This window comes from Paraburkholderia kirstenboschensis (assembly GCF_904848585.1).
GTDB classification, from domain to species: domain Bacteria; phylum Pseudomonadota; class Gammaproteobacteria; order Burkholderiales; family Burkholderiaceae; genus Paraburkholderia; species Paraburkholderia kirstenboschensis.
In genome coordinates, this window is record NZ_CAJHCR010000021.1 from 1 (window position 1) to 22,592 (window position 22,592).

24 protein-coding genes are annotated in these 22,592 nt (G+C 61.5%); 11 read left to right on the forward strand and 13 right to left on the reverse strand.

Features of this window, described 5'->3' with window-relative positions:
- The 7 genes from JMY24_RS38690 to JMY24_RS32780 all read right to left on the reverse strand — a co-directional run.
- Positions 1–388 (reverse strand): mannonate dehydratase (locus JMY24_RS38690; protein ID WP_236597630.1); only part of this gene is annotated, 388 nt, incomplete at its 3' end.
- A gap of 30 nt (positions 389–418) precedes the next feature.
- Positions 419–2,143: an FAD-binding protein gene (locus JMY24_RS32755; RefSeq protein WP_128585601.1), complete on the reverse strand. Its 1,725-nt coding sequence runs from the start codon at positions 2,141–2,143 to the stop codon at positions 419–421.
- A gap of 66 nt (positions 2,144–2,209) precedes the next feature.
- Positions 2,210–3,445, reverse strand: a complete 1,236-nt coding sequence (locus JMY24_RS32760; protein WP_128598272.1) for a CaiB/BaiF CoA transferase family protein — start codon at positions 3,443–3,445, stop codon at positions 2,210–2,212.
- A gap of 178 nt (positions 3,446–3,623) precedes the next feature.
- Positions 3,624–4,457 (reverse strand): enoyl-CoA hydratase-related protein, encoded by an 834-nt coding sequence (locus JMY24_RS32765; RefSeq protein WP_201703631.1) that lies wholly within the window; start codon positions 4,455–4,457, stop codon positions 3,624–3,626.
- Positions 4,458–4,565: 108 nt separating this feature from the next.
- Complete coding sequence (locus JMY24_RS32770) at positions 4,566–5,837, reverse strand: TRAP transporter large permease (RefSeq protein WP_128585603.1); 1,272 nt, start codon at positions 5,835–5,837, stop codon at positions 4,566–4,568.
- An 11-nt stretch (positions 5,838–5,848) separates the two neighbouring features.
- Entirely contained in the window at positions 5,849–6,382 is a 534-nt protein-coding gene (locus tag JMY24_RS32775) for a TRAP transporter small permease (RefSeq protein WP_128585604.1), read from the reverse strand.
- A 12-nt stretch (positions 6,383–6,394) separates the two neighbouring features.
- Entirely contained in the window at positions 6,395–7,426 is a 1,032-nt protein-coding gene (locus tag JMY24_RS32780; RefSeq protein ID WP_128593942.1) for a TRAP transporter substrate-binding protein, read from the reverse strand.
- Positions 7,427–7,849: 423 nt separating this feature from the next.
- On the opposite strand from JMY24_RS32780, the gene JMY24_RS32785 reads away from it, so the two are divergent.
- The 7 genes from JMY24_RS32785 (at position 7,850) to JMY24_RS32815 (ending at position 14,778) form a co-directional block, all read left to right on the forward strand.
- Entirely contained in the window at positions 7,850–8,275 is a 426-nt protein-coding gene (locus JMY24_RS32785; RefSeq protein ID WP_128585606.1) for a MaoC family dehydratase, read from the forward strand.
- 49 nt (positions 8,276–8,324) lie between these two features.
- Positions 8,325–9,470, forward strand: a complete 1,146-nt coding sequence (locus JMY24_RS32790; protein ID WP_128593943.1) for an acyl-CoA dehydrogenase family protein — start codon at positions 8,325–8,327, stop codon at positions 9,468–9,470.
- Positions 9,471–9,515: 45 nt separating this feature from the next.
- Entirely contained in the window at positions 9,516–10,709 is a 1,194-nt protein-coding gene (locus JMY24_RS32795) for a CaiB/BaiF CoA transferase family protein (RefSeq protein WP_201703633.1), read from the forward strand.
- Positions 10,706–11,149 carry a MaoC family dehydratase gene (locus JMY24_RS32800; protein WP_128585608.1) on the forward strand — a complete coding sequence of 148 codons (444 nt, stop codon included), beginning with the start codon at positions 10,706–10,708 and terminating at the stop codon, positions 11,147–11,149. The genes JMY24_RS32795 and JMY24_RS32800 overlap by 4 nt, the downstream gene beginning before the upstream one ends.
- Positions 11,150–11,311: 162 nt before the next feature.
- Positions 11,312–12,205, forward strand: a complete 894-nt coding sequence (locus JMY24_RS32805; RefSeq protein WP_128593944.1) for a helix-turn-helix domain-containing protein — start codon at positions 11,312–11,314, stop codon at positions 12,203–12,205.
- Positions 12,206–12,350: 145 nt separating this feature from the next.
- Complete coding sequence (locus JMY24_RS32810) at positions 12,351–13,574, forward strand: glycoside hydrolase family 88 protein (RefSeq protein WP_128593945.1); 1,224 nt, start codon at positions 12,351–12,353, stop codon at positions 13,572–13,574.
- A gap of 46 nt (positions 13,575–13,620) precedes the next feature.
- Positions 13,621–14,778, forward strand: coding sequence for a fumarylacetoacetate hydrolase family protein (locus tag JMY24_RS32815; protein WP_128593946.1), 1,158 nt, complete (start codon positions 13,621–13,623; stop codon positions 14,776–14,778).
- 134 nt (positions 14,779–14,912) lie between these two features.
- On the opposite strand, the gene JMY24_RS32820 is transcribed toward JMY24_RS32815, so the two are convergent.
- Together JMY24_RS32820 and JMY24_RS32825 are read right to left on the reverse strand one after the other, a co-directional pair.
- Positions 14,913–16,403: a M81 family metallopeptidase gene (locus JMY24_RS32820; protein WP_128593947.1), complete on the reverse strand. Its 1,491-nt coding sequence runs from the start codon at positions 16,401–16,403 to the stop codon at positions 14,913–14,915.
- A 50-nt stretch (positions 16,404–16,453) separates the two neighbouring features.
- On the reverse strand, positions 16,454–17,737 hold the full coding sequence (locus JMY24_RS32825; RefSeq protein ID WP_128593948.1) for an MFS transporter: 1,284 nt from the start codon (positions 17,735–17,737) through the stop codon (positions 16,454–16,456).
- A gap of 115 nt (positions 17,738–17,852) precedes the next feature.
- On the opposite strand from JMY24_RS32825, the gene JMY24_RS32830 reads away from it, so the two are divergent.
- The gene (locus tag JMY24_RS32830; RefSeq protein ID WP_128585613.1) at positions 17,853–18,770 is read left to right on the forward strand and encodes a LysR family transcriptional regulator; all 918 of its coding nucleotides are present in this window, start codon (positions 17,853–17,855) and stop codon (positions 18,768–18,770) included.
- Between the two features lie 24 nt (positions 18,771–18,794).
- Here the strand turns inward: JMY24_RS32830 and JMY24_RS39285 are convergent, their stop codons facing one another.
- Complete coding sequence (locus tag JMY24_RS39285) at positions 18,795–18,923, reverse strand: HU family DNA-binding protein (protein WP_268960830.1); 129 nt, start codon at positions 18,921–18,923, stop codon at positions 18,795–18,797.
- A gap of 172 nt (positions 18,924–19,095) precedes the next feature.
- Here JMY24_RS39285 and JMY24_RS32840 point away from each other — a divergent pair, with 172 nt between their 5' ends.
- The 3 genes from JMY24_RS32840 to JMY24_RS32850 all read left to right on the forward strand — a co-directional run bounded on the left by JMY24_RS32840 (position 19,096) and on the right by JMY24_RS32850 (position 21,031).
- On the forward strand, positions 19,096–19,287 hold the full coding sequence (locus tag JMY24_RS32840; RefSeq protein ID WP_128593949.1) for a hypothetical protein: 192 nt from the start codon (positions 19,096–19,098) through the stop codon (positions 19,285–19,287).
- 72 nt (positions 19,288–19,359) lie between these two features.
- A complete protein-coding gene (locus tag JMY24_RS32845; protein WP_128593950.1) occupies positions 19,360–19,788 on the forward strand; it encodes a chromate resistance protein ChrB domain-containing protein in 429 nt (142 codons plus the stop codon).
- On the forward strand, positions 19,745–21,031 hold the full coding sequence (locus JMY24_RS32850; RefSeq protein ID WP_128593951.1) for an MFS transporter: 1,287 nt from the start codon (positions 19,745–19,747) through the stop codon (positions 21,029–21,031). Before JMY24_RS32845 ends, JMY24_RS32850 begins: the two co-directional genes overlap by 44 nt.
- On the opposite strand, the gene JMY24_RS32855 is transcribed toward JMY24_RS32850, so the two are convergent.
- The 3 genes from JMY24_RS32855 to JMY24_RS32865 form a co-directional block, all read right to left on the reverse strand.
- Complete coding sequence (locus tag JMY24_RS32855; RefSeq protein WP_201703635.1) at positions 20,993–21,325, reverse strand: Rossmann-fold NAD(P)-binding domain-containing protein; 333 nt, start codon at positions 21,323–21,325, stop codon at positions 20,993–20,995. The genes JMY24_RS32850 and JMY24_RS32855 overlap by 39 nt on opposite strands.
- A gap of 307 nt (positions 21,326–21,632) precedes the next feature.
- Entirely contained in the window at positions 21,633–22,199 is a 567-nt protein-coding gene (locus JMY24_RS32860; RefSeq protein ID WP_201703637.1) for a type 1 glutamine amidotransferase domain-containing protein, read from the reverse strand.
- A 51-nt stretch (positions 22,200–22,250) separates the two neighbouring features.
- Positions 22,251–22,583, reverse strand: a complete 333-nt coding sequence (locus JMY24_RS32865) for a hypothetical protein (RefSeq protein WP_128593953.1) — start codon at positions 22,581–22,583, stop codon at positions 22,251–22,253.
- Positions 22,584–22,592 lie beyond the last annotated feature (9 nt).

The following is a 22,592-nucleotide window of genomic DNA, read 5'->3' on the forward strand; positions in this document are numbered from 1 at the left end:
TGCGCAGCAGATGCATCGCCCCGCCCGCAAGTTGCCCGATCAGACGATCCGCGGTGGGCACCACGACGCGGGCGCGCTCGCCGTGCACGATCTCGACGATGCCGGAGCGCTGCAGGGTTTGCAGCGCTTCGCGCACAGCCGGACGGCCGACCGAGGTGCGGGTCCAGTCGAAAACCGGCATGGAGTTGTAGCAGACCACCTTCACGCCGCAGGAACTGAGGTTACGCCAGGTCTCGCCATAGTTGGCGATGAGCCTGTCGCGCGTCGGTTTGCCGAGCTTGATGTCCTCGTGCACCGGCACGCTTTCGATCACTTCCAGTGTCAGCCCGTGAGCCTCTATCTTCTCCTTCAGCGACAGGATCCTGTCGATTGGCCACACCTCGCCCACAGGCACGTCGTAGATCGCCGAGCCACCGACTCACGACGACAGATCCGCCAGCCGCCCTAACCACAGACCTTCAGGCACGTTCCGCTCGAGGAATATGTTGCAGGCGAAGTCCGCGTTGCGCTCGGGAAAGTCTTCGCGGTAATGACCACCCCGGCTCTCGCGCCTGACAAGCGATGCCGAAGCCATCAATTCACCCACCTGGATCAAGTTCGCCAATTCGATGCCCCGCATGAGTTCAGCCGGCGTGCCGATCACCGTGTCCTGAAACAACTGGTTTCGCGTCTCCCTGCAGACACGCCTGAAGGTATGGAGCCCGGCTTCCTCGCGCACGATCAGCAAATACCGGTTTGCACACTGCTGAATCCGTGCTTTCAGTTCGTCCAGCGTGTGCCTGCCATTTCGGCGGAATTGCGAGGCGACCGTGCGGTTGTCGTCCAAGGCCCCGGTTATCGCGCGGTGCGTCATCTTTTTGGCGCGTTCGGCCGCGGCGAGGCCCGCCCGGCGGCCGAAGACCTGGCAGGTAACGGCCATATTGCCGCCGAGACGGTCGGCGCCATGTGGACCCGCTGCCACCTCGCCCGCGGCGAACAGACCCTTCAGATTGGACTGCGCGTTCTCGTCGATATATAAACCGCCGTTGATCGCATGGGCGGAACAGGTGATCTGCACTCTGTCCCGGTACAGGTCGACGCCGTGCTCCTTATACCATTGGCAGGTGAGCGGCCACATCCTTGCGATGCTTCGGCTTTTGTCAGCCAGTATCGATTCGAAATTGCACCCGGCGAAGTCGAGGAACACCCCGCCTTCAGCCGTGCCGCGACCATCGTTGAGTGCCTTCTGAATCGAAATTTCGACGTAGCGCGAGATGTCGCTCGAGCTGAACGGAAAGTGCCGCTCTTTTTGCCGAATGACATCAGCCTGAGCGAGCCCGGCCGGCAGATAGTCAGGTACGAAGGCCCTGCCATCGCGGTCGGTGAGATTCGGCTGCGCGTCCCACAGGTAGTTGCCAAACAGGTTGACGAAAGGCGTCAGCACGCTCACACCGGCCTGCATGAACTCCATGTTGACCAGTCTCGCGCCCGCGCGATAAGCCATTGCATAGCCGTCGCCGGTAATGTCGGATGGGTACAGGTTTTGGGCGAACAGCTGACTTGCGCCGCCAGTGGTAAGAATCGTCGACTTGGCACGGATCAGCAGCGGGTTTCCATCGGAATCGATCGCGTATGCGCCGAGACATTCGCCGTCCTGCGAAAGCAGGTCGACGATCATCAACCGGTCCATGACCTTGATGCCACGCCGGGACGCTTCGGTGCCCAGCGATTTCACGATGGGTTTGAAGTGCTCATGAATCACATGTGAGCGCGGCCTGGAAGAAAAGCACGCGCGAAAAACCAGGTAGTGGTCATCCTCGCGCTCAAACTTTACGCCGTACTGTTCGAGGTAGCGCAGGGAGTCGTGCGCTTCGTTCGCGAGAATCGCGCTCAAGCGCGGGTCGGCCATGCCTTGAGCGGCATGCAGGATATCGGCGAGAAAAACATCTGGATTATCGCTGGGATCGCCTGCTCCGTCCGGCACGTTGAAGGCCCCCACTTCAGCTACGCTATGAAACGTCGCGCCGCTTTTGCGAAACTCTCCTTTGATCACGACCAGCACATCAGCGCCGCTGGACTCAGCCTCGAGCGCTGCCCGCAGCGCAGCGCCACCGCTGCCAACGACCAGCACATCCGTACTGACTTCCCTGTATCTGTCACTCATGCCTGCTTCCCCTGTTTTCATCGACGAGTACCGCACACTCGCCGCATGGATCGCTAGATCACCGCTTCACGCCACTCCGCTTTTCGCCGGGTCCGCCGCAACGGCTCGGGCGTCCTCAGCAACGCCGATTACGCCGTCCGCCAGCAGCGAGTCGATCATCGGCCGGTTCATTCCCGCCTCTGACAGGATGTCGATCGTATGCGCGCCCAATCGCGGCGGCGGCGTGCGAATGGCCGGCGCGCTCCCGTCGTAGCGCACAGGATGATTCACGAGCGTCACTGGGCTACCTGATGCCCCTTCGACCGTCTCGAAGCTCTTCAAGTGGCGCACCTGCGGATCGGCGACGACCTGCGCATAATCGTTGACGCTCGCGTGCCAGACATGATGCCGCTCGAACAGCGGCAACCAGTGCGCCGTCGTGTGCTGCGCAAGCCGGCGCCCGAGCAAGGCGGAGATTTCCTGCTGCGCGTCGAATGCCCGCTTCGTGGGAATCCACTCGTTTTCGGGGATCTCGAGGATCTGATAAATGATGTCGAGAGGACTTAGCGACAGTGCGATGAAACCGTCGGCAGTCGCATAGATGCCGTACGGTGCGGGGAAGTACCAACCTGATACACGCCCCGCCTGTCGCACGTCGTCACGGCCGTCGCCGTTCAGGAAACAGGTGAGAGACTCCTGTTGCAGATCGAGCGCAGCCGCCAGCAGGCTTACGTCGACCCGGCAGCCCTGACCCGTACGCTCGCGGTTGAGCAGTGCCGTCAGGATGCCGTTCGCATACAGCGCGGCGCCGTGATGATCGACGACCGACACGCCCACCGCGCGCGGACCGTCCTGCACGGTTCCGGTGATTGTCGCGATACCCGACATTGCCTGGATGATCAGGTCCTGTCCCGGCCGGCTGGCATACGGTCCATCCGGACCGAATCCAGAGCCGGACGCATAGATGATGTCCGGCTTGACTGCCTTGAGTGCCTCGTAACCCAACCCCAGCTGTTCCATCACACCGGGACGGTAATTCTCGGCGACCACGTCGATTTCAGGCAGCAAGCTCATGATGATGTCGATCGCCCGCGGGTCCTTGAGATTGAGCGCCAGACTGCGCTTATTGCGATTACCCATCAGAAGCAGCATTGTCTGTCCATCGATGGCGCGGTTCGCGCCGCCCCACTTGCGCTGAAACGCGCCGTCGACAGGTTCAACCGAGATGACGTCGGCCCCGCAATCGGCGAGGTGCTGCACGCCCAAAGGGCCCATCAGAAAATGATTGAAGCTGAGAATGCGGATACCATTCAGCCCGTTCATATGATCTCCGTTACGTCGTGGGTCCGGCTATCCGGTGAGACTGACCAGAACCCTACTGAACTCCGCGTTAGCCGGAACATCCGCAAGACCGCGGCGTGGATACCTGCATCGATCCCGGTCAAAACCACGGCAACGTTGCCGATCGCTGTCGAGAGGCGCATGCGCGACGCACCAGTGATCAGCGACCCTTGAAATGCGGCGGTCGCTTTTCGACGAATGCGCGATGGCCTTCGGCGCGATCCTCGGTCTTGAACACGTCGAGATTTGCCTGATGCTCGCACTTCAGGCCTTGCTGAAGGTTGGTTTCGAACGAATCGAGCACGGCGCGCTTGGCCAGTCGGACCGCGAGCGGCGCGCGGGCGGCGATCAGCGACGCGAGTTCAACAGCGCGCGCGATGCTGCGCGCCGGCGCGACGACCTCGGTCACGAGTCCGTGGCGCTCGGCATCGGCTGCCGTCAGCGGCTCGCCGGTGAGCACCAGTTTCATCGCCAGTGTCTTGCCGAGCACGCGCGGCAGGCGCTGCGTCGCGCCATCGCCCGGGAGTGCGCCGATGACGATCTCCCGCTGGGAGAAGCTAGCGTCGTCCGCCGCGATGACGATATCGGCCAGCATCACCAGCTCGTGGCCACCACCGATGGCAAAGCCGTTGACCGCGGCGATCAGCGGCTTCGGAAAGGCTTCAATCGCCTTCCAGCTCGCGAGGCGCACCGGGTCCGCATACCCTGCGACGCCGCGTGCCGCCATGTCGGCAATATCCGCACCGGCGCTGAAGAAACGCTCCCCGCCGGTGAGCACGACAGCCCTGACTTCGTCGCTGGCTTCCGCGGCCGCGAGCACGCGCGCCAGTTCCACCAGCAGCGGTATACAGAGCGCATTGCGCTTGTCGTGATGATTCAACGTGATCAACCAGACGAAGCCAATGGGTTGTTCGAGCTTGATGTACTGCAGGTCGTCGAATGCGGCCAGCGGGACCGGCGCCGCCCCGCTTCGCTCGATGTGAGTCGTGTTCATGATGAGCCTCTCGGTAGTCCGATCGCTTTTCGCGTGCGAACAGTCGACGCATACGGAGTCATAGAGATAGGGCCAGTGGCGCGCAGCCAGCGGCCCATCGTTGTCGGGTTATTTGATGGCCAGCAGGTTCGGCAGGAAGCGCGGGATATGCGGGAAGACGATGATCAGCAGCAAGTCGACCGCCAGCGCGAAGATGAACGGCAGGATCGCCCGAGTCGCTTTTTCGACCGACACGCCGCCGATGGACGCAGCCGTAAAGAGGCAAAAGCCGATCGGCGGCAGGTTGATGCCGATGGCCGAGTTGACCAGTACGATGACGCCGAACACCACCGGGTCGATATGCATCTGCACGACGAGCGGCAGGAACACGGGGATCACTACCGCGATACTGGAGATCGTTTCCAGTACGGTATGGGCTGCCAGCAGGAAGAGATTGATCAGGATCAGCAATACGAACGCGCTGGTCGTCACGGCCAGGAAGCTGTTGGCGACGTGTAACGGAATTTGCGCCTCGATCAGATAGCGGCCAAGCACGAACGCGAGGCCGAGAAGAAACGACACCCGCGTGGTATTGATGGCCGTGCGTGTGAGTATTTCGCTGAACTGCGACAGCTTGAGCGACTTGAAGATGAAGGCGCTCACCAGCGTCACATAGAGCGCCGCGACGACGCCTGCTTCAACCGGCGTGAAGACGCCGCCGAGGATGCCGCCCAGAATGATCACGGGCGTCAGCAACGCCCAGATCGCCTGTCTGAACGTGGTCCACAGCCGCTTGGCCGAGAACGCTTCGACCGCCGTATAGTTCTGGCGCACGGCAGTCACGTAGTTGACGAGCATGAAGGAAACGACCACCAGCAGCATCGGCACGATTCCCGCGACGAACATCGTCCCTACCGAAACGTTGGCGGTGTAGGCGTACACCAGCATGCTCATCGACACGGGCGACAGCAATCCGAGTGAGCCCGCCGCCGACTGCAGCGCTACTGCGAACGCGCGTGAGTATCCCTGCTTGACCATCCCGGGGATCATGACCGAGCCGATCGCTGCGGTATCCGCAGTCGCCGAACCGGACAGGTCGGCGAAGAACATGCTCGCAACGATCGTCACCTGCCCGATTCCGCCGCGCATGAACCCGACAAGCGCCTGCGAAAAGTCGATGATCCGGCGCGAGACGCCGCCCGCATCCATGATTGCGCCGGTCAACATGAAGAACGGGATGGCCAGCAGGCCGACGTTATTCAGGTTCGAAAACAGTTGCTGCGGAATCACCAGCAGCGGGGTTCCATTCAGCGTCAATGCAATCGTCGCCGCAATGCCGATGCAAATGGCCACCGGTACACCCAAGCCGAGGAACCCGGCGCCTAGAGCGAGTGCCCACATGTTGATTCACCTCAAATATGTTCGGAGACGCCCTGCAACAGAGACGGCCTCGTTTGCGCGCCGGGCGCGAGATGGGAAACCGCGATTCGCACGGCGGAATGAAACACCAGCAACGCACCGCACACGGGAATCGAGAGATACGGGTAGACCATGGAGAACGGCAGAGAGGTCGCGGTTTCCGTGCCCATCAGTTCGAGCATGTCGCCGCCGTACATAACGAACACCACGCCGAGCGCGAGGACTACGCAGTCCGTGAGGTCCGCCAGTGTCTGCGCGAAGACGGGCGGACAACGGTCGGCCAGTACCCGCACCTCCGGATGAACCCGCAGCTTGGCTCCCGCCGCCGCACCGAGGCACGTGAGCCACACGAACAGATAAGCCGCGAGCTCGTCAGACCACGACAGCGAGTCGTGCAGGATGAAGCGAAAGACCACCCCGAGGCCTGCGATGCACACCATCGTGAGCAGCAGCGCACCGCATAGGAACAGCGTGATCTTCAGGACCAGGTCGTCGATAAACAGGAGATTACGGGCAAGCTTTTCCATCGCACTCTCCCTTCATTTCGAAGCGACAGCGGACTTGTCGGCCGCCTTGATTTCCTGGTAAAGCGCTTGGCCATCGGGAATGTCGCTGAGCAGGCTCTGGCGCGCCTTTTCGGTCGTGGCGGCCCACGGCGCCGTGTTTATCTCGGTCACCTGAATGCCATTCTTCTTCATCGTTGCAAGCGCGTCGTCGTACTCGTGCTTGTACTCTTTCATGTCGTAGTCCGCGGCGACGGCGGCAGCGGCCTGGAACGCCTTCTGCTCGTCAGGCGAAAGACGCGTCCAGGCACTCTTGCTCATTGCCAGCACCACGGGCAAGTAGTTCACATGGGTCAGGTAGTAATGCTTCGCGACATCGGAGAATTTGTCCTGGATGAACTGCTCCGGTGACGTATCGCCGCCGTCGACGAGGCCTTGCGAAAGCGCTAGAAATAACTGGTTATAAGGCAGCGGCGTGGGGTTCGCGCCGAGTGCCTTATAGCCCGCAATATAGCCGCGACTCTGCATCACTCGCACTTTCATATCCTTCATGTCATCGAGCGAGGTGACGGGCCTTTTAGCCGTGAACAGATTGCGTTCGCCCACCGACAGCCACGTCAGGCCGATCATGTTGGCCGCCGGCATCATGTCGAGGAACTTGCGGCCGACCGGTCCTTGCAGAACTCGGTTCGCGTCGTCGATGCTGCTAAACAGATAAGGCGTATCGAAGATCTGCCACTGCTTGATCGTGTTTCCGATCGGTGCCTGTGCGGAAATCATGAGCTCCTGCGTGCCGGTGCGCAGCGCTTGCGCCATCTGCACTTCGCCGCCGAGCTGTGACTGCGGGAAGACCTCGATCTTCACCTTACCGTGGGTTCGCTGCGCGACCTCCTTTGCAAACACCTGGGCAGTCAGCTGATAGTGGTTGTTCGGCGCGAGGGTATGGCCTAGCTTCATGACGATGGGGTCGTCGGCACGGGCACTGCTTGCGACAACGACGCCTGCTGCGAGCAGCGTACCCACCATCATGGCGCGCCATGCGCGGCGCGCGCTAAAGAATGATTTCATCTCGTCTCCTTCCGTACTGGAATGTAGTCTTCGCGCTGCGTCAGGTAGATCCGTCTGCAGGCGTTCCAAGTATTCGTGAGCGCACCCAACGGGCGTTAGGACCGGGCGCCCGATTTCTTGTACTTTTTTACGGCGTCTTCGATAGCAGGCGTTTTACAGACTGCGTGGAAGTCCATCCGGCACAGACGGGGGAAAACCCCCGGTGGTATCGACTAATGGCTGACAGCGGTCAATCTGCGGGCCGCTTGCGGGCCGGCCGAAGACTGCAATCACTGCTCGCATGCAGTCAAAAAAGTCCAAGCATTCGCCCAAACCGTCCTAACGGTCCGCAACGCGCACTCATTAAATTTGAGTCACGCCTGCCGGGCCCAATCCGCAAAGAAAAGGCCGGCTCCACAACCGACAACCACTTCCACGACCACAATGGCCAAACGCCCGCACATGGATTGCTACGCGGTCGGCGACACTGCCGATTTCGCCAAGACCGTAACTGAATTCGATATCTACGGCTTCGCCGGGATCGTCGGCGATTTCTATGCCGTGCATGTGAATGAGGAATTCGCCAAAACCACGCGCTTCGAGAAGCGCATTGCGCAAGGCTGTCTGTCTGTCGGATTCCTGTCGACTGTGATGGGCTATATGGCGCAAAAGGCGCCGAGCCCCGGCGCTGTTTCTTACCGCTACGACATCACGTTCAACGCGCCGGTATTCATCGGCGACACGGTCACTGCCCGGCTCACGCTGCGCGAGAAGAACGACGATCGCAATGTGTGCGTGTTCCGGGCAGAAGTCACGCGCCAGGACGGCACGGTGGTCGCATCTGGCGATACCTATCTGAAGGTGCTGTAACCCAGCGCCCCGGATTCAACCCATCTCCCGCTTTTTCACAGAGTCGAACATGCCGCATTGGTTAAACGAACAACACACCGCGATACGCGACGCCGTGCGCCGTTTCGCGGAAAACGAAATCGCTCCTGTCTCGGAAGAGCTTTGGGAAGCGGAAGCCTTTCCTTACGACATCTGGAAGCGTGCCGGCGAACTCGGCTTCGCTGGCCTGCCCTATCCGGAGAGTTGGGGCGGCGGCGGTGGCGAATGGCTTTCCTATGTGATCGTGTTAGAAGAACTCGCACGGGTAGATTGCGCGATCGCCAACTCGCTCATGGCCAATTCGACGGTCGCGAGCCTGCTCTCCAACTATGGCACGGATGAGCAAAAGGACCGCTATTTGCGCCCTATTCTCGACGGCCGCAAGGTGGGCGCGATCGGATTATCGGAGCCCAACGCGGGCTCCGATGCCGCCAACATCGCGACGCGTGCGACGCTGGAAGGCGGCCAATGGATCATCGATGGATCAAAGACCTTCATTAGCAATTCCGGCACGGAAGTGACCGGACCGGTCGTCATCGCCGCGGTAACGGGCACGCGCCCCGACGGTCGCAAGGAAATTTCCAACTTCATCGTACCCAATGGCACTCCCGGTTTCAGCTACGGACGCAAATTGCGCAAAATCGGCTGGCGCGCATCGAGCACCTACGAGCTGTTCTTCGAGCGCTGCACGATCCCGGCCGCCAACCTGCTGGGCGAACGCGGTGCAGGCTTGCGACAGACGCTTGCGCAGATCAGCACGGGCCGAATCCTGATCGGCGCGCTCGCGCTGGGCATCCTGCAAGGTTCGCTGGACCGGTCGATCGCTTATATGAAGGAGCGGCGCGCATTCGGCAAGCCGATCGCCGAGTTCCAGTCGCTGCAGTTCAAGATCGCCGACATGGCAGCCCACGCGCACGCCGCGCGACTCATGCTTTACGATGCCGCCGCGCTGAAAGATGCAGGCGTTCGCTTCGATCAGCAGGCGTCGATGGCCAAGCTCTTCGCCACCGAGCGCGCGATGGAGGCGGCTCATCAGGCGTTGCAGATACATGGCGGCTACGGCGTGATGAGCGAGTACCCGGTGTCGCGCGCATTCGGCGACGCCAAGGTGCTGGAGATCGTCGAGGGCACCTCGGAGATTCAGAGAATGATCATCTCGCGAAACCTGCTTGCCTGAGCCATCAGCCAAACACGTACGGACACGCGAGGCAGGAGACAAGTCATGCTGGAAGGTATCAAGGTGTTAAGTTTTACTCACTTTTTGCAGGGCCCCGCGGCCGTGCAGATGTTGGCCGACGTCGGCGCCGACGTGATCAAGATCGAACCGCCGGGCGGCGCGTTCGAACGCAGTTGGACCGGCTTCGATGCGTATGTCGAAGGTGTGAGCATGTTTTTTTTGCTCGGCAACCGCAATCAGCGCAGCATCTCGCTGGATCTGCGCGACGAGCGCGCGAGAGAGATCGTCTGGCGGCTGATCAAGGAAGCCGATGTGCTGATCGAAAACTACCGGCCCGGCGTCCTGCAGCGCATGGGGTTCGGTTACGACGATGTCCGGGAGGTCAACCCGCGGCTCGTGTACTGTTCGTGCACCGGCTATGGGTCATCGGGACCGTATCTCAAGCGGCCGGGGCAGGACCTGTTGCTACAGGCCATCAGCGGCATGACGATGCTCTCCGGCGAGGCCGATTCCCCGCCCACGCCAGTCGGATCCGCGATCGTCGACCAGCACGCGGCGGCGTTGGCAGCCTTCGGCGTCGTCGCGGCTTTGCAGGCGCGCGAACGGACCGGTAAAGGCACGCTGGTCGAAAGCAACCTGCTCAACGCGGCGCTCGATCTTCAGATCGAGCCGTTCACTTATTACCTGAACAAGGGACCATTGTGGCCGCGCACGAGCCCGCCGACCGGCAGCCGGTTCCATCCGTCGCCCTACGGGGTTTACCGGACTCTCGACGGCTGGATCGCCGTTTCGCTCACGCCGACCGAGAAGCTGGCGGCGGCCTTGTCCCAGCCCTTGCTGGCCGCGTTCTCGCACCCGAAGGACAACGTGCGCCGCCGCGACGAATTGAACCGCATTGTTTACGACGCGCTGACCACGCGCACGACGGCCGACTGGATGACGAGCTTCGACGAGCACGACATCTGGTACGCGCCGGTGAACGACTACGATCAGGTCGAGGCCGATCCGCAAGTAGCGCACAACCGCATCATCATGGAGGTCGACCATCCGCAGGCCGGGCCGATTCGTTTGCTCGCGCATCCAGTCCGATACGACGGCACGGCACCGCCGCTCACCCGTCAGCCGCCGCGGCAAGGCGAACATACCCGCGAGGTGCTCGCTGAACTGGGCTACGAGCCGGACGAAATCGATACGCTGGTCGAAGCGGGTGCGGCGCTGACCGGGCGGAGAACCTCATGAACACTCATCTGAACCAGTGCCACGAGATGTTGCGCTTTGACGATATCCAGATTGGCCGCTCTCAGGTGCTCGTGCATACCGTCGCGGAAAGTGACGTGAACGCCTTCGGCCATCTGTCGGGCGACCTGAACCCCTTGCACATGGATCAGCACTTCGCGGCGCGCACGCCATTCGGCCAGCGCGTCGCACACGGCCTCCTGACCGCGGCATTGGTATCGACGACCCATACCGGGTTGACCGGTCCCGGCTTCGTCTACGTCGGCCAGGAGTTGCGCTTTCTCGGCCCCGTCTTTATCGGCGATACAATCAGGATCCATGTGACCGTAGTCGAGAAGAAACCCGCCAAGCGCATTCTCGTGATGGACACCATGGTTCGCAACCAGGACGGCAAGCCAGTGCTGACCGGACTGTCGGCTCTGAAGGAATTGCGTTTCCAATGATCTGACGATCAACAGGCCAGGCCACACCTGTGCGGGTTTTCGACAACAGCCGTGAGGCCGCTTTGCTAATTAGAATTACACTATGTTCTATGCTGAACCGGAGAAGGAGAAACAGCACGCTTGATTAGCTAGGCAGCGAGCTGGATGCAGGAGACAAATTAAATGCTTAGCGGTTGCAATTGTCAGTTGCCGGTCTTCAAGATCGCCAACTATGAGTACGGGTCGCGAATCAAGTCGATCGACTTTCATTTCGCGCCCCTTGAAGATATGAAATCGACGTTGCCGTATCCTCATCGGCACGAGTTCTATCACATCGTCTGGGTCGTGTCGGGCAGCGGTCATCACATCATCGACTCGATTCGCTACGAGGTGCGGCCCAATACGCTGTTCTTCATGGCGCCCGGCCAGATCCACGATTTCGTGTTGTCCGAAGACACCGTCGGGCACGCAATCAGTTTCTCGTCCGAATTTTTCGCCTTCAAAGTGCAGAACCGCCATTCGCAGACCGAGATTCCGGTCTACGATTTCGAGCGAATTCCAAACACGGTTTATATGAGCGACGCGCAAGCTCAGGACCTTCATCGTGTGCTGGATGGAATCGATGCGGAATATCGAGGCGAAGAGGCAGGCTACGAGGACGTGATCTGGTCGTATCTGCGCGTTCTGCTCATCAAGTCCGCGCGCCTGGGCGGCGAGGCCGTGACCGATGTCAATTCATCGCGTAGCGTGCTGTTGTCGCGACGCTTCAAAAGCCTGCTGGAAAAACATTTCGCTACGGTCCACGACGTCGCTCGCTACGCATGCCTGCTGAACGTCACAGAGCGCGCGCTGAACGATGCAACCCGCCAGGCGCTCGGCAGCACCGCGGCCAAGCTGATTCGTGAACGCGTTATGCTGGAAGCGAAGCGTCTTTTGCTACATTCCGAGGTCAATGTGGCGGAGATCGCCACACAGCTTGCCTTCGACGACCCAGCCTACTTTAGCCGATGTTTTCGCAAGCACACGGGCCGCTCGCCAATCGACTTCCGTCGCAGCCTCGAGAAACTGAGCATTTGAAGCAGTGGGACGATAGGCGTCCGGGTGCGACGTAGGAAAGTCCTATATAAGCCGCGCTTCGTCCTAACCGCTGGAACCGCCGCACTCCTAGAATTTGTGTGCCCCCGTCACTCGGGAAACACGAAAGTTATCAGGAGACAAAGGCGTGAATGCTTCGTACAAAGACCAAGGACTGTCCTCTGAGCGGTCCGCTCTCTTCACCAATATCCTCGATCGCATTGCGACCAAAGTTGCAGAGGACGAGCCGACGCTCGGCGTCGAATTCCCTCAGCTAACAGCGCCCGGTGGAAAATGGGTGCTGCTGCCGGCGTCGCTGTCGGCAGGCTACAACGGCTCAGCGTGGAGCCACGGCAACTGGTTTTGCGGGTTTTGGGTCGGACTGTTGCTGACTTCGTATTTGCACACGGGCAAGGACAAATACCTCTCGTGGGCCCGCGAGCGCATGCGTCTCGTCGCGCAGCGCGCACAGGACCGCAACACGCACGACATCGGCTTTATCTTCGACAGCAGTGCCGTGCCCGGCTACGACATCACCGGCGACTCCTGGTACGCGCAAATTGCAATGGAAGCCGCGGACAAACTGCGCGCGCGTCTTGTCACCACGCGCAGCGGCGCCTACCTCGCTTCCTGGGGCCCGCTCGACGATCCGCGCGGACGCAGCGCCTCGGCTATCGACACGATGGCGAATCTATCGTTGCTTTATTGGGCGGCGAATCATTCCGGGGACGGCAGTTATCGCCTCGCCGCCGAAGCGCACGCCGTCATGACCGCCAACGCGTTTATCCGTCCCGACGATTCGACTTATCACGCGGTCGAGTACGACGTGAGAACCGGTGCGCGCAAGCGCGGCTACACGTTTCAAGGCGCATTCGACGAATCGGCGTGGAGCCGGGGCCAGGCGTGGGCCGTCTATGGCTACGTGAACACCGCGCGTGAAACGGGCAAGCGCAGCTGGCTGGACCTTGCCGGCCGGCTAGCGGGGTACTATCTGCGCCGGCTCGATGGAGCTCAGGTCCCACCGTGGGATTTCGACGCCACCGGCGCGGACGCGCAAATCAAGGACACTGCTGCCGCAGCGGTCATGGCGTCAGCGCTGATCGAAATGGGCCGTCTGCATCCCGACCCGGCTGATGCGGTTCGCTGGCGCGAACATGGAATCGCGATGCTCGAAGCTCTATGTCGTGACGAGTTCGCCTACGAACCGGCGCAGCGCGGACTTTTGAGGAATTCCTGCTATTCCAGGCCGCACAATGAAGGCGTCGATGGCGCGACGATGTTCGGCGATTTCTTCTTCGCCGAAGCGCTGTGTCGCGTGATGCTGCCAGGCAGGCTTCGGCCAGCCGATACGCAACGGGTATCGCTCGCTTGAAGCGCACCTCCCTCTCGGTTCCCAACTCTCGCTAGCCAAGGCCTCCATGACTTCGAACGATCTTCCGCATTTCGTACCTGCTGACCTGCCCGACGCTCTGCTGGTCGGACGCATCTGGCGAAAAGCGCCGATAGACGGGCCGTCGGTCGTCGTTGTTCGTGCCGGTCAGGTCTTCGACATCACGGCGTCGGCGCCGACGACCTCCGATCTGTTCGAGCGCGTGGACCTCGTCGAGTTTGCGCATCATGTCGAGGGCGAGGCGCTCGGTCCCGTCGAGAACATCGCCCGCGCATTGCTGGCGCCGTGCGATCTTCAGGCCATCAAGGCATGCGGCGTGACTTTTGCCGTGAGCCTGCTCGAACGGGTCATTGAAGAACAGGCTAACGGCGACGCGACTCAAGCCGACACGGTCCGGGCGACAATCGCGCGACTGACCGGCACTGATCTCTCCAGGATTCGCCCCGGCACGGCAGCTGCCGACTGTCTGAAGCGGGAACTGGAACGGCGCGGCGCGTGGTCGCAATACATGGAGGTCGGCATTGGCCCGGACGCAGAGGTGTTCACCAAGTCTCAACCGATGTCGGCGGTCGGCTACGGCGCGGATGTTGGGCTGCACCCAGCGTCCCGCTGGAACAATCCCGAGCCAGAAATTGTGCTGGCGGTAAACAGCCGCGGAACGATCGTCGGCGCGACCCTCGGCAACGACGTCAATCTCCGCGACATTGAGGGCCGCAGTGCGTTGCTGCTCGGCAAAGCGAAAGACAACAACGGCTCGTGCGCGATTGGTCCTTTTATTCGGTTGTTCGATGAACGCTTCACCATGGACTCGGTCCGGGCGGCCAGCGTGTCGCTCAGGATAGAAGGCGCTGACGACGGATTTATTCTCGACGGCGTGAGCCACATGCGCGAGATCAGCCGCGATCCAGAGGAACTTGTCGCCCAGACGGCCGGGCCGCATCACCAGTATCCAGACGGCTTCATGCTGTTCCTCGGCACGATGTTCTCTCCAATTGAAGACCGGCATGCTCCGGGCAGCGGCTTCACGCATCACCTCGGGGACAAGGTTACGATTGCAACACCGGAGCTCGGCGCACTTGTCAACACCGTGCAGTTGTCAACCGAAATCGCGCCTTGGCGATTCGGCGTACGCGCTCTTTACGAGACCCTTGCAAAACGGCGGGCGCTTACGCGCGCCGCGGCGTAGACAAGCGATGCGTAAAGCCGGCGCTGTTCTGTTGCAATAGCGGGGCCGGTATGCTGTGGGACCTTACGGAATGACGTGAAGACACACGGCGCGGGGAAGCCAACATCGACACGCGTAGTTGTGCCCGCACTTCGCTAACCGGCAAAGGCTTCTCCACCGGGACTCATGCGGATGCCGGGCGCGAGCCGCGTCCATGGCAGATCGGCGGGATCCGCCGTCATCGGGCCGGGCGCCTTTGCCACGAGAATCGCCTCGGCGATCGGCTCGAAATCCGCCCGGAAATGCACCGAACTCTTGTTGACGAGAATCTTCATGTCCTCGGGCTGAATGCCAGCCACGCGATACAGATTGCGGTCGAGCATTTGCGCTTTGCTCGAACTTACCGCGATCAGCACGTCATCGACGCGCAGACACGCCACGGGGCCGAGTTCGGCCTGCATGCCGTTCATCATCGGGCCGTCATAGCGCAGGTGTCCGTCAGACAATGCAACGACCTCGAAAGCACCGTCGAATGGTCGGTCGCCTGGCACGCGCGACTGTCCTCCCAACGACAATTCGAGCCGCGCGCCCAACCCCGCGCGATGTGCGGCGAGCGCCACGGCTGGATCGTAGATCAGGCCGAACGCCGCGCCCTTCGCCCCATTTCGCACGAGTGCGTGCAGCATCTCCATGGTGTTCGCGTCGCCGCCCGCGCCGGGGTTGTCCTGCGTATCGGCAATGACAACCGGGCGGCATGCATCGGCGGACAGCCGTATCGCTTCCCGCACGGCCTCATCGGGGGAAAGAAAGGGCACGCGCCACGCGGCCTCGTCGTCGATCATGCGGTGATAGAGCATATCCACCGCTGCTTGGGCGGCTTTGGGCCCGTTGCTATACGCCCAGATCACCGGACCACATTCGGGAAAGTCCGCCGCTGGGAAGCCGGGTGTGAACGACACCGATACGACATCGCCCTGTTCGAGCGCCGCGACGCTCGCGTACATGCCGCGCGAGGGTTCCAGCATCGTGCACATGCCGTTGATCGGAATCAGGAACGGCAGCCGCCGCGATGCGTGCTGCAGGCGTTCGCCTGCCAGTAGCCGTTCGAGCAACGCAAAGGCGCGCGCGCCTGTCTCGGCCATATCGATGTGCGGATAGGTGCGATAGGCGACCAGCGCATCTGCATGACGCAGCATGTCTTCGGTGACGTTTGCATGCAGATCGAGCGAAGCGACGATGGGCACATCCGTGCCGACGGCTTCGCGCACGCGTGCGAGCAATTCACCCTCGCCGTCGTCGACGTGCTCGGCAACCATCGCGCCGTGGAGGTCCAGATACACCGCGTCGAAGACGTGCGTCCGTGCCGCGTCGACGATCTCTCCGGCGATGCGTTCGAACGCGTCGCGCGTGACGTGCGCGGAGGGGCTCGCCCCTGCCCAGATGACCGGCACGAGAACATGCCCTTGCGCTTCGGCCGAACGGATGAAGCCGCCCGCAGGAATGTTCACGTCGCGCAGCGCGAGCACGTCGTTGCCGCGCGACATCAGCGGAAAACCTTCACCGCGCTGGAAATTTTCATAGGTGGCTTGCGACGGCGCGAACGTATTGGTTTCGTGCTGGAAGCCTGCAATGAGAATGGTGGACAAGTGAAAACCTCGTTTTCTGATTTGAACGCGACTAGCGCATGGATGGGAAGTTAGCTGCCCCGCACCGGGCGCATCGCGATCAGCACCAGAGCGCCGATTGCGAGAAGCGCGACCATCACGTATAAGCCGGCATGCAGGCTACCGGTGGCCGTCTGCGCCCAGCCGATGATCGTTGGGCTGAGAAAGCCGCCGATCAGCCCGAGCGTGTTAATGAGCGCGATGCCTCCCGATGCCGCATCACCCTTGAGGTACTCGGAGGGCATCGCCCAGAACACCGTGTAGGCGACCCACATCATCGCCGTGGCGATCGTGATGCAAGTGAGCGCAATGGAGAGTTGATCGCCGAAAAACGTTGCCAGCGCGAGTGCCGCCGAGCCCATCAGCGCCGGGATCGCGCTGTGATAGCGACGCTCACCACGCCGGTCCGAACTGCGACCTATCAGCGTCATTGCAATGGCCGAGGCGAGATAGGGGATGGCGGAATAAAGACCTATCTGCATCGTGTCCTTGACGCCCGCCGCCTTGATGATGGAGGGCAGCCAGAAGCTCACCGCGTAGATGCCGCAGATAAAGCAGAAGTAAGGCACCGCCATCAGATACACGCGCGGGTCTTTCGCAACCTGCGCAAACGAATGATGCGAACCTGATGTGTCGAGTTCGGAGGCAAGTAGGTGCTTTTCGTCGTCGCTAAGCCAGCTCGCGTCGGCGGGCCGGTCGTCCAGGACGAACAGCGCGAGCACACCCAGAATCACACACGGCAGCCCTTCGATGAGAAACATCCACTGCCAGCCGTCGAGACCGTGCGCCCCGGAAAACGAAGTCATAACCCAGGTCGAGAGCGGGCCGCCGAACATGCCGCCGATCGGTCCGGCGAGCATGACAATCGCCATCACCTGCGCCATACGCGCGCGGCCGTACCAGTACGTGAGATAGAAAATCATGCCCGGTGCGAAACCCGCTTCGAACACGCCGAGCAGAAAGCGCATCGCGTAGAACACGGGCTCGTTGCGCACAAACAGCATTGCCGCTGACGTAATGCCCCACAGCACCATGATGCGGCTGATGGTCTTGCGCGCCCCGATCCGGGGCAGCAGCAGATTGCTCGGTATCTCGAACAACACGTAGCCAAGAAAAAAGATACCCGCACCCAGGCCGTAGACGGCGTCGGAGAAGCCTAGATCGGCTTGCATCTGCAGTTTGGCGAAACCGATGTTGACGCGATCCAGGTACGCGAACGTATAGCACAGCAGCAGGAACGGCAACAGGCGCCAGTTGAGCTTGCGATAGAGGTTCGCATGCCGCTCAGCGACGAGCGTGGAAGAAATGGCGGACAAGGGCTTTCTCCGTGGTACTTGGGGTGAGCCATGTTCGATAGCCAAAAACCAGCGAGCAAGAGCAACTGAAGTTTGCTATCGTTGCTGTTCAGGCAACACTCACCAAACCTAACGGATGCGCGAACTCAATCAGCGGCGCCTGCGATATTTCCACGAAGTGCTTACGCACGGCTCAATACGCGCCGCCGCTGACAGTCTCAACACGGCGGCTTCCGTGATCACGCGGCAGATCCGCCTTCTGGAAGAAGAAGTGGGCGCGACACTCTTCGAGCGGCGCGCGCGCGGCGTGCGGCCAACCGAAGCGGCGGCCCATGTGCTTGAGTACTGGCGCGGATGCCAAGCGCAGCAGGAGCAACTGGAAGATCGCCTGCAGGCGTTGCGGGGGTTGCAACGTGGGCATATCCGGCTCGCCATCAGCGAAGGCTACATCGACGGCTTGATGGAAGAAGTGCTGCAGGAATTCTGTACGCAGTACCCGAAGCTCGACGTCGTGGTGGACGTAATGCCGGTCAACAACGTCCTCGACGAAATTATCGAGAGCCGCGCGCATATTGGCCTTGCATACAACCCGCCAGCGCATCCAGAAGTCGAATACCGGGCGACGTCGCCAATGCCGGTGGTGCTGCTCGTCAATGCGCAGCATCCACTTGCGGTGCGGGGCGGCCCGGTCACCGTCGACGAGATGCTCGCCTGTCCGCTTGCGTTGATGCCGCCAGCGTTCGGTCTAGGGCAGATCGTTGACATGCTCGCCTACGCGGAAAACCTCGACATCCGTCCGACACTCACGACAAACTCGCTTCAGGTGTTGCGCCAGTTCGTGACGCGCGGCAATGGGGCAACGCTCATCAGCGCGTTTTCTGTTTATCGGGAAATCGATGCGGGAGAACTGGTGGCGTTGCCGATCTCACACCCGATCTTCGAGACCGCCAAAGCTCGGGTGCTCGTCAAAGCGCGCAGACCGCTTTCGGTTGCAGCGGAGCAACTGCTGGAATGGATTGTTGAACGAATGACGGTGTTCGCCCGCGGCTCGTGATATGTGCGAAGCGGCGTCGCTGCCTCAGCCACCCTTCACGGCATCCTTCAATGCCTTGCCGACGGTGAATTCAACTGTCGTTGCCGCCGGGTTCTGAATCTCGGCGTCGGTTGACCTGAGCCACGACGGATACATACCTCTCTCGCCCGTCACTCACGGCTTCGCCGTGCAGCCCGCTCACACGCACTGGGCCTCTGATCAAGGTCGACGGCGCATCGCCATACAACCGGGAGCATGTCATGTCGGTTCGTATTCATCCGCTGGCTCTAGCCAGTCTGATGCTGGCTGCAGGCCTCGTGAGCCGGGTGCAAGGGGAAACCGTTCGATGCGCTATCAGGAAGCCGTCGGCCTCGCGCAGGTACCGGCGCCCGTCAAAGCAACGAGCGAGCAGCAGGCTCAGGGCCGCAGTGTCGGCGAACTCGAAAGGCAGACCGCGAAGGGCACGACTCGCTATGCCGTCGCGCTGGGTTCTGGCAACCAGAAGCAGAGTTGCTCATCGACGAAGGCGGAAAGGTGATTGCCACCAACGCGGGCGAGGACGACGATTGAGCGAGGACCGCTCGCACACCACTGATGCACGGAGAACACCATGAAATGGATCACGCGCGAACGCCCGAAGGTCGACCGGATCGCCTGTCCATGGCTGATCGTCAACTTCATCGACAGGGAAGCCGAGTTCATTTATGTGCCGCGTGATGACGTGTTGCGCGTGGCACAGGAGACCGGTGCCATTCCCTACGACGTGCCGAACGTCGAACTGGGTCATCACGGCGAGTTGTGCAGCTTTGACGCGTTCCTGCAGAAGTATCAGCTGACCGACCCGGCTCTGCTGAAACTCGAGCAGATCGTGCGCGGGGCGGACACCAGCCGGCTCGACCTCGTGCCCGAAGCAAGCGGACTCTATGCGATTTCCGTGGGCTTATCGCGCAATTTCGACGACGATCACGAACAACTGCGGTACGGCATGGTTGTGTATGACGCGCTGTATGCGTGGTGTCAGGGCGATGCGCACACCTAGGACAGCGGCCCCGATCGCGGGTCGCGGTGCGCTCTCACGCCTGATGCTGCCCGCCGGGGCGGACCCAAGCGCGTTGCCTCTGCTCATCGGTCGTGGGGTACGCGGCTTCTGCGACGGATTTGTCGCCGTGCTGCTGCCGGCGTACCTGCTGACGCTCGGTTTTAGCCAACTGGACGTGGGGCTGGTCAGCAGTGTCACGCTGATCGGCTCGGCGGTGGCGACGATCCTGGTCGGATTCTTCGCTGGGCGCCATCCGCTGCGTCGCATGCTCGCCCTGGCGGCAGGCTTGATGGCCGCGACGGGTATGGGCTTCGCCGGACTGTCCGCACTGTGGCCGCTACTCCTCGTCGCGTTTGTCGGAACACTGAATCCCAGTTCCGGGGACGTCAGCCTGTTTCTGCCGCTGGAACTGGCGCGTCTCGCTGGTTCGGCCACTGGCGACGCCCGCACGGCGCTATTCGCCCGTTACAGTCTGGTTGGCGCGGTGTCCGCCGCGGTAGGCGCTTTGGCGGCAGCGATCCCGGGGGTGCTCGTCGCGCATGCCGGCCTGCCACTGCTCGCAGCCCTGCGGGTGATGTTCGGTGTCTATGCGCTGGCCGGTATCGCGCTGTGGTTCCTCTATCGCCGATTGCCCGAACCGCAGGCGCACGAACGGTCCCGCACTGCACCGCTAGGTCCGTCGCGCGGGATCGTCACGCGCCTTGCGCTGCTTTTCAGCGTGGACGCATTTGCAGGCGGCCTAGTCGTGAACTCGTTGCTCTCGCTGTGGTTGATGCAGCGCTTCGGCCTTTCGCTGGGCGCAGCCGGTGAGTTCTTCTTTTGGGCGGGTCTGCTGACCGCAGGGTCGCAGCTCGCTGCCGTGCCACTGGCTCGCAAGATCGGTTTGCTGAACACGATGGTGTTCACCCATATCCCGTCCAGCCTCTGCCTGATTGCCGCAGCGTTCGCACCTTCCCTGGCACTAACGCTGGCGCTGCTGCTCGTGCGCAGCGCGTTGTCGCAGATGGACGTACCAACCCGGACCGCTTACGTGATGGCGGTGGTGACGCCGCCCGAGCGCCCGGCAGCTGCAAGTTTTACGGCAGTACCGAGAAGTCTGGCTTCGGCGCTCGGTCCCACGCTGGCCGGCGCGCTGCTGGCTATGGGCTGGACCGGCGCTCCGCTTGTCGCCTGTGGTTTGCTCAAGATTGGCTACGACCTTGCGCTACTTGGGGCATTCCGACGGGTGAAACTCACTGATTAAATTTCGCATCGTGAATGCACTTTGGACTCGGCCCGATTTGCCGAATGAACTTTCCCGAAGAAAATCCTCCTGGTCGTAATAGAAGTTCGGCGGCATATGGCGCGGGTCGCTCTCCTTCGCGGGCGACGGAATCGGGCCAATATGCACGCCGTATGCCTTGCCTCCCTGCATCAGCGTGACGTGCTGCAGGTTCGGCGCGTGCTTCTCCATGACCTTACCCATGTTCTTCAACATTCGCAGATTCACCTCGACCAGTTCCGCAGGCGTCGGCTTCTCCTGATAGGCTGCGAACACGAGATGCGTCGCTTCCCGCACTTGTGCAAGTAGCGCCTCGCAGGACTCTCTGTCCAATAGGTCAACCGCCAAATACCTTGCGCGCGTCGGGAAACGGCGACCAGATCGACGCCCTTGGTTTCACAGTGTGCGAGTACTCCGCGTCCGATAACTCCGACCGCGCCTGCTACGACTACTGTCTTCATGTTCGTCTGCTCTCCAACGATTCGCAAATAGAATGTCAGCCAAGCACGCCGATTACCGCGACGGCGCGCATCGTGGAACCGAACCGGCGTAGTTCCATGTTCTCGCTTGCGCTCCCGCGATATCACGCAGCATGCCGCCGCCCGCGTGCAGTGCTGAACAGCTTGATCATTTCCCGATTGAATGCGGGGATATCGTCGGGGTTGCGGCTCGTGACCAGGTTTTGGTCGACGACGACTTCCTGATCCACCCAGTCCGCTCCGGCATTCCTAAGGTCGGTTTTGAGCGATGGCCACGAGGTCATGCGCCGGCCGTGCGCCGCGCCGGTCTCGATGATGGTCCACGGGCCGTGGCAGATCGCTGCCACCGGCCTGCCGTCATCGAAAAAAGCCTTTGCGAAAGCCACCGCTTTCGGCTCCGTCCGAAGCGCGTCCGGGTTCAAGACGCCGCCCGGCAGCAGGAGCGCGTCGAAATCTTGCGGCTTGGCGTGGTCGAGGACGACGTCGACCGGGAACTCGTCTCCCCATTTCGTGAAATTCCAAGCGCGGACGTGCTTATTCTTGGGCGAGACGATGCGCGTCTCGGCGCCGGCTTCGTCGAGCGCCTTACGAGGCTCGACCATTTCGACTTGCTCAAATCCATCCTCGATCAGGATCGCGATCTTCAGTCCCTTGAGAGTTTCATTCGTCATGTTTCGATCTCCTATGATGAGCTTTCGCTTAGAAATCCGCTTCGCGTGCGGCTAACCGTCTGGCCCGCGCTCCGGCAGTGATCGCGCCGTCAGGTCGCGGATCTTCTCCTTCGTCTGCTCCTTGTCAGGAAACCTGAGCAGGTTGAAGATCTCGCGGGTGATCTCGCGCCCCAAGACCATGCCGACGGGCGCAGTCGTACGGCCGCGCACTCTATGCTGGTCCGAGCCACAAATATCGATCGAATAGACTTTCAGGATGACCCCATGATCGAGCTTGCGCCCGAGCGCGGTCTCGAATTGCGGGTAAGGGAGGGTCTCGCCGGCGACTTTGCCGAGACCTCGATAGACGACGCCGCGATTGCTTGCCAAGATTTCCTGCTCCATGTTCCGGCG

What these genes read in the sequence shown, in the direction of transcription:
- JMY24_RS32790 (WP_128593943.1), top strand. Translation starts at nt 8,325, where the DNA reads ATGCCGCATTGGTTAAACGAACAACACACCGCGATACGCGACGCCGTG.
- JMY24_RS32860 (WP_201703637.1), bottom strand. Translation starts at nt 22,199, where the DNA reads ATGACGAATGAAACTCTCAAGGGACTGAAGATCGCGATCCTGATCGAG.
- JMY24_RS32830 (WP_128585613.1), top strand. Translation starts at nt 17,853, where the DNA reads ATGCGCGAACTCAATCAGCGGCGCCTGCGATATTTCCACGAAGTGCTT.
- JMY24_RS32815 (WP_128593946.1), top strand. Translation starts at nt 13,621, where the DNA reads ATGACTTCGAACGATCTTCCGCATTTCGTACCTGCTGACCTGCCCGAC.
- JMY24_RS32845 (WP_128593950.1), top strand. Translation starts at nt 19,360, where the DNA reads ATGAAATGGATCACGCGCGAACGCCCGAAGGTCGACCGGATCGCCTGT.
- JMY24_RS32770 (WP_128585603.1), bottom strand. Translation starts at nt 5,837, where the DNA reads ATGTGGGCACTCGCTCTAGGCGCCGGGTTCCTCGGCTTGGGTGTACCG.
- JMY24_RS32865 (WP_128593953.1), bottom strand. Translation starts at nt 22,583, where the DNA reads ATGGAGCAGGAAATCTTGGCAAGCAATCGCGGCGTCGTCTATCGAGGT.
- JMY24_RS32795 (WP_201703633.1), top strand. Translation starts at nt 9,516, where the DNA reads ATGCTGGAAGGTATCAAGGTGTTAAGTTTTACTCACTTTTTGCAGGGC.
- JMY24_RS32805 (WP_128593944.1), top strand. Translation starts at nt 11,312, where the DNA reads ATGCTTAGCGGTTGCAATTGTCAGTTGCCGGTCTTCAAGATCGCCAAC.
- JMY24_RS32850 (WP_128593951.1), top strand. Translation starts at nt 19,745, where the DNA reads ATGACGCGCTGTATGCGTGGTGTCAGGGCGATGCGCACACCTAGGACA.
- JMY24_RS32840 (WP_128593949.1), top strand. Translation starts at nt 19,096, where the DNA reads ATGCGCTATCAGGAAGCCGTCGGCCTCGCGCAGGTACCGGCGCCCGTC.
- JMY24_RS32780 (WP_128593942.1), bottom strand. Translation starts at nt 7,426, where the DNA reads ATGAAATCATTCTTTAGCGCGCGCCGCGCATGGCGCGCCATGATGGTG.
- JMY24_RS32775 (WP_128585604.1), bottom strand. Translation starts at nt 6,382, where the DNA reads ATGGAAAAGCTTGCCCGTAATCTCCTGTTTATCGACGACCTGGTCCTG.
- JMY24_RS32760 (WP_128598272.1), bottom strand. Translation starts at nt 3,445, where the DNA reads ATGAACGGGCTGAATGGTATCCGCATTCTCAGCTTCAATCATTTTCTG.
- JMY24_RS32765 (WP_201703631.1), bottom strand. Translation starts at nt 4,457, where the DNA reads ATGAACACGACTCACATCGAGCGAAGCGGGGCGGCGCCGGTCCCGCTG.
- JMY24_RS32755 (WP_128585601.1), bottom strand. Translation starts at nt 2,143, where the DNA reads ATGAGTGACAGATACAGGGAAGTCAGTACGGATGTGCTGGTCGTTGGC.
- JMY24_RS32800 (WP_128585608.1), top strand. Translation starts at nt 10,706, where the DNA reads ATGAACACTCATCTGAACCAGTGCCACGAGATGTTGCGCTTTGACGAT.
- JMY24_RS32785 (WP_128585606.1), top strand. Translation starts at nt 7,850, where the DNA reads ATGGCCAAACGCCCGCACATGGATTGCTACGCGGTCGGCGACACTGCC.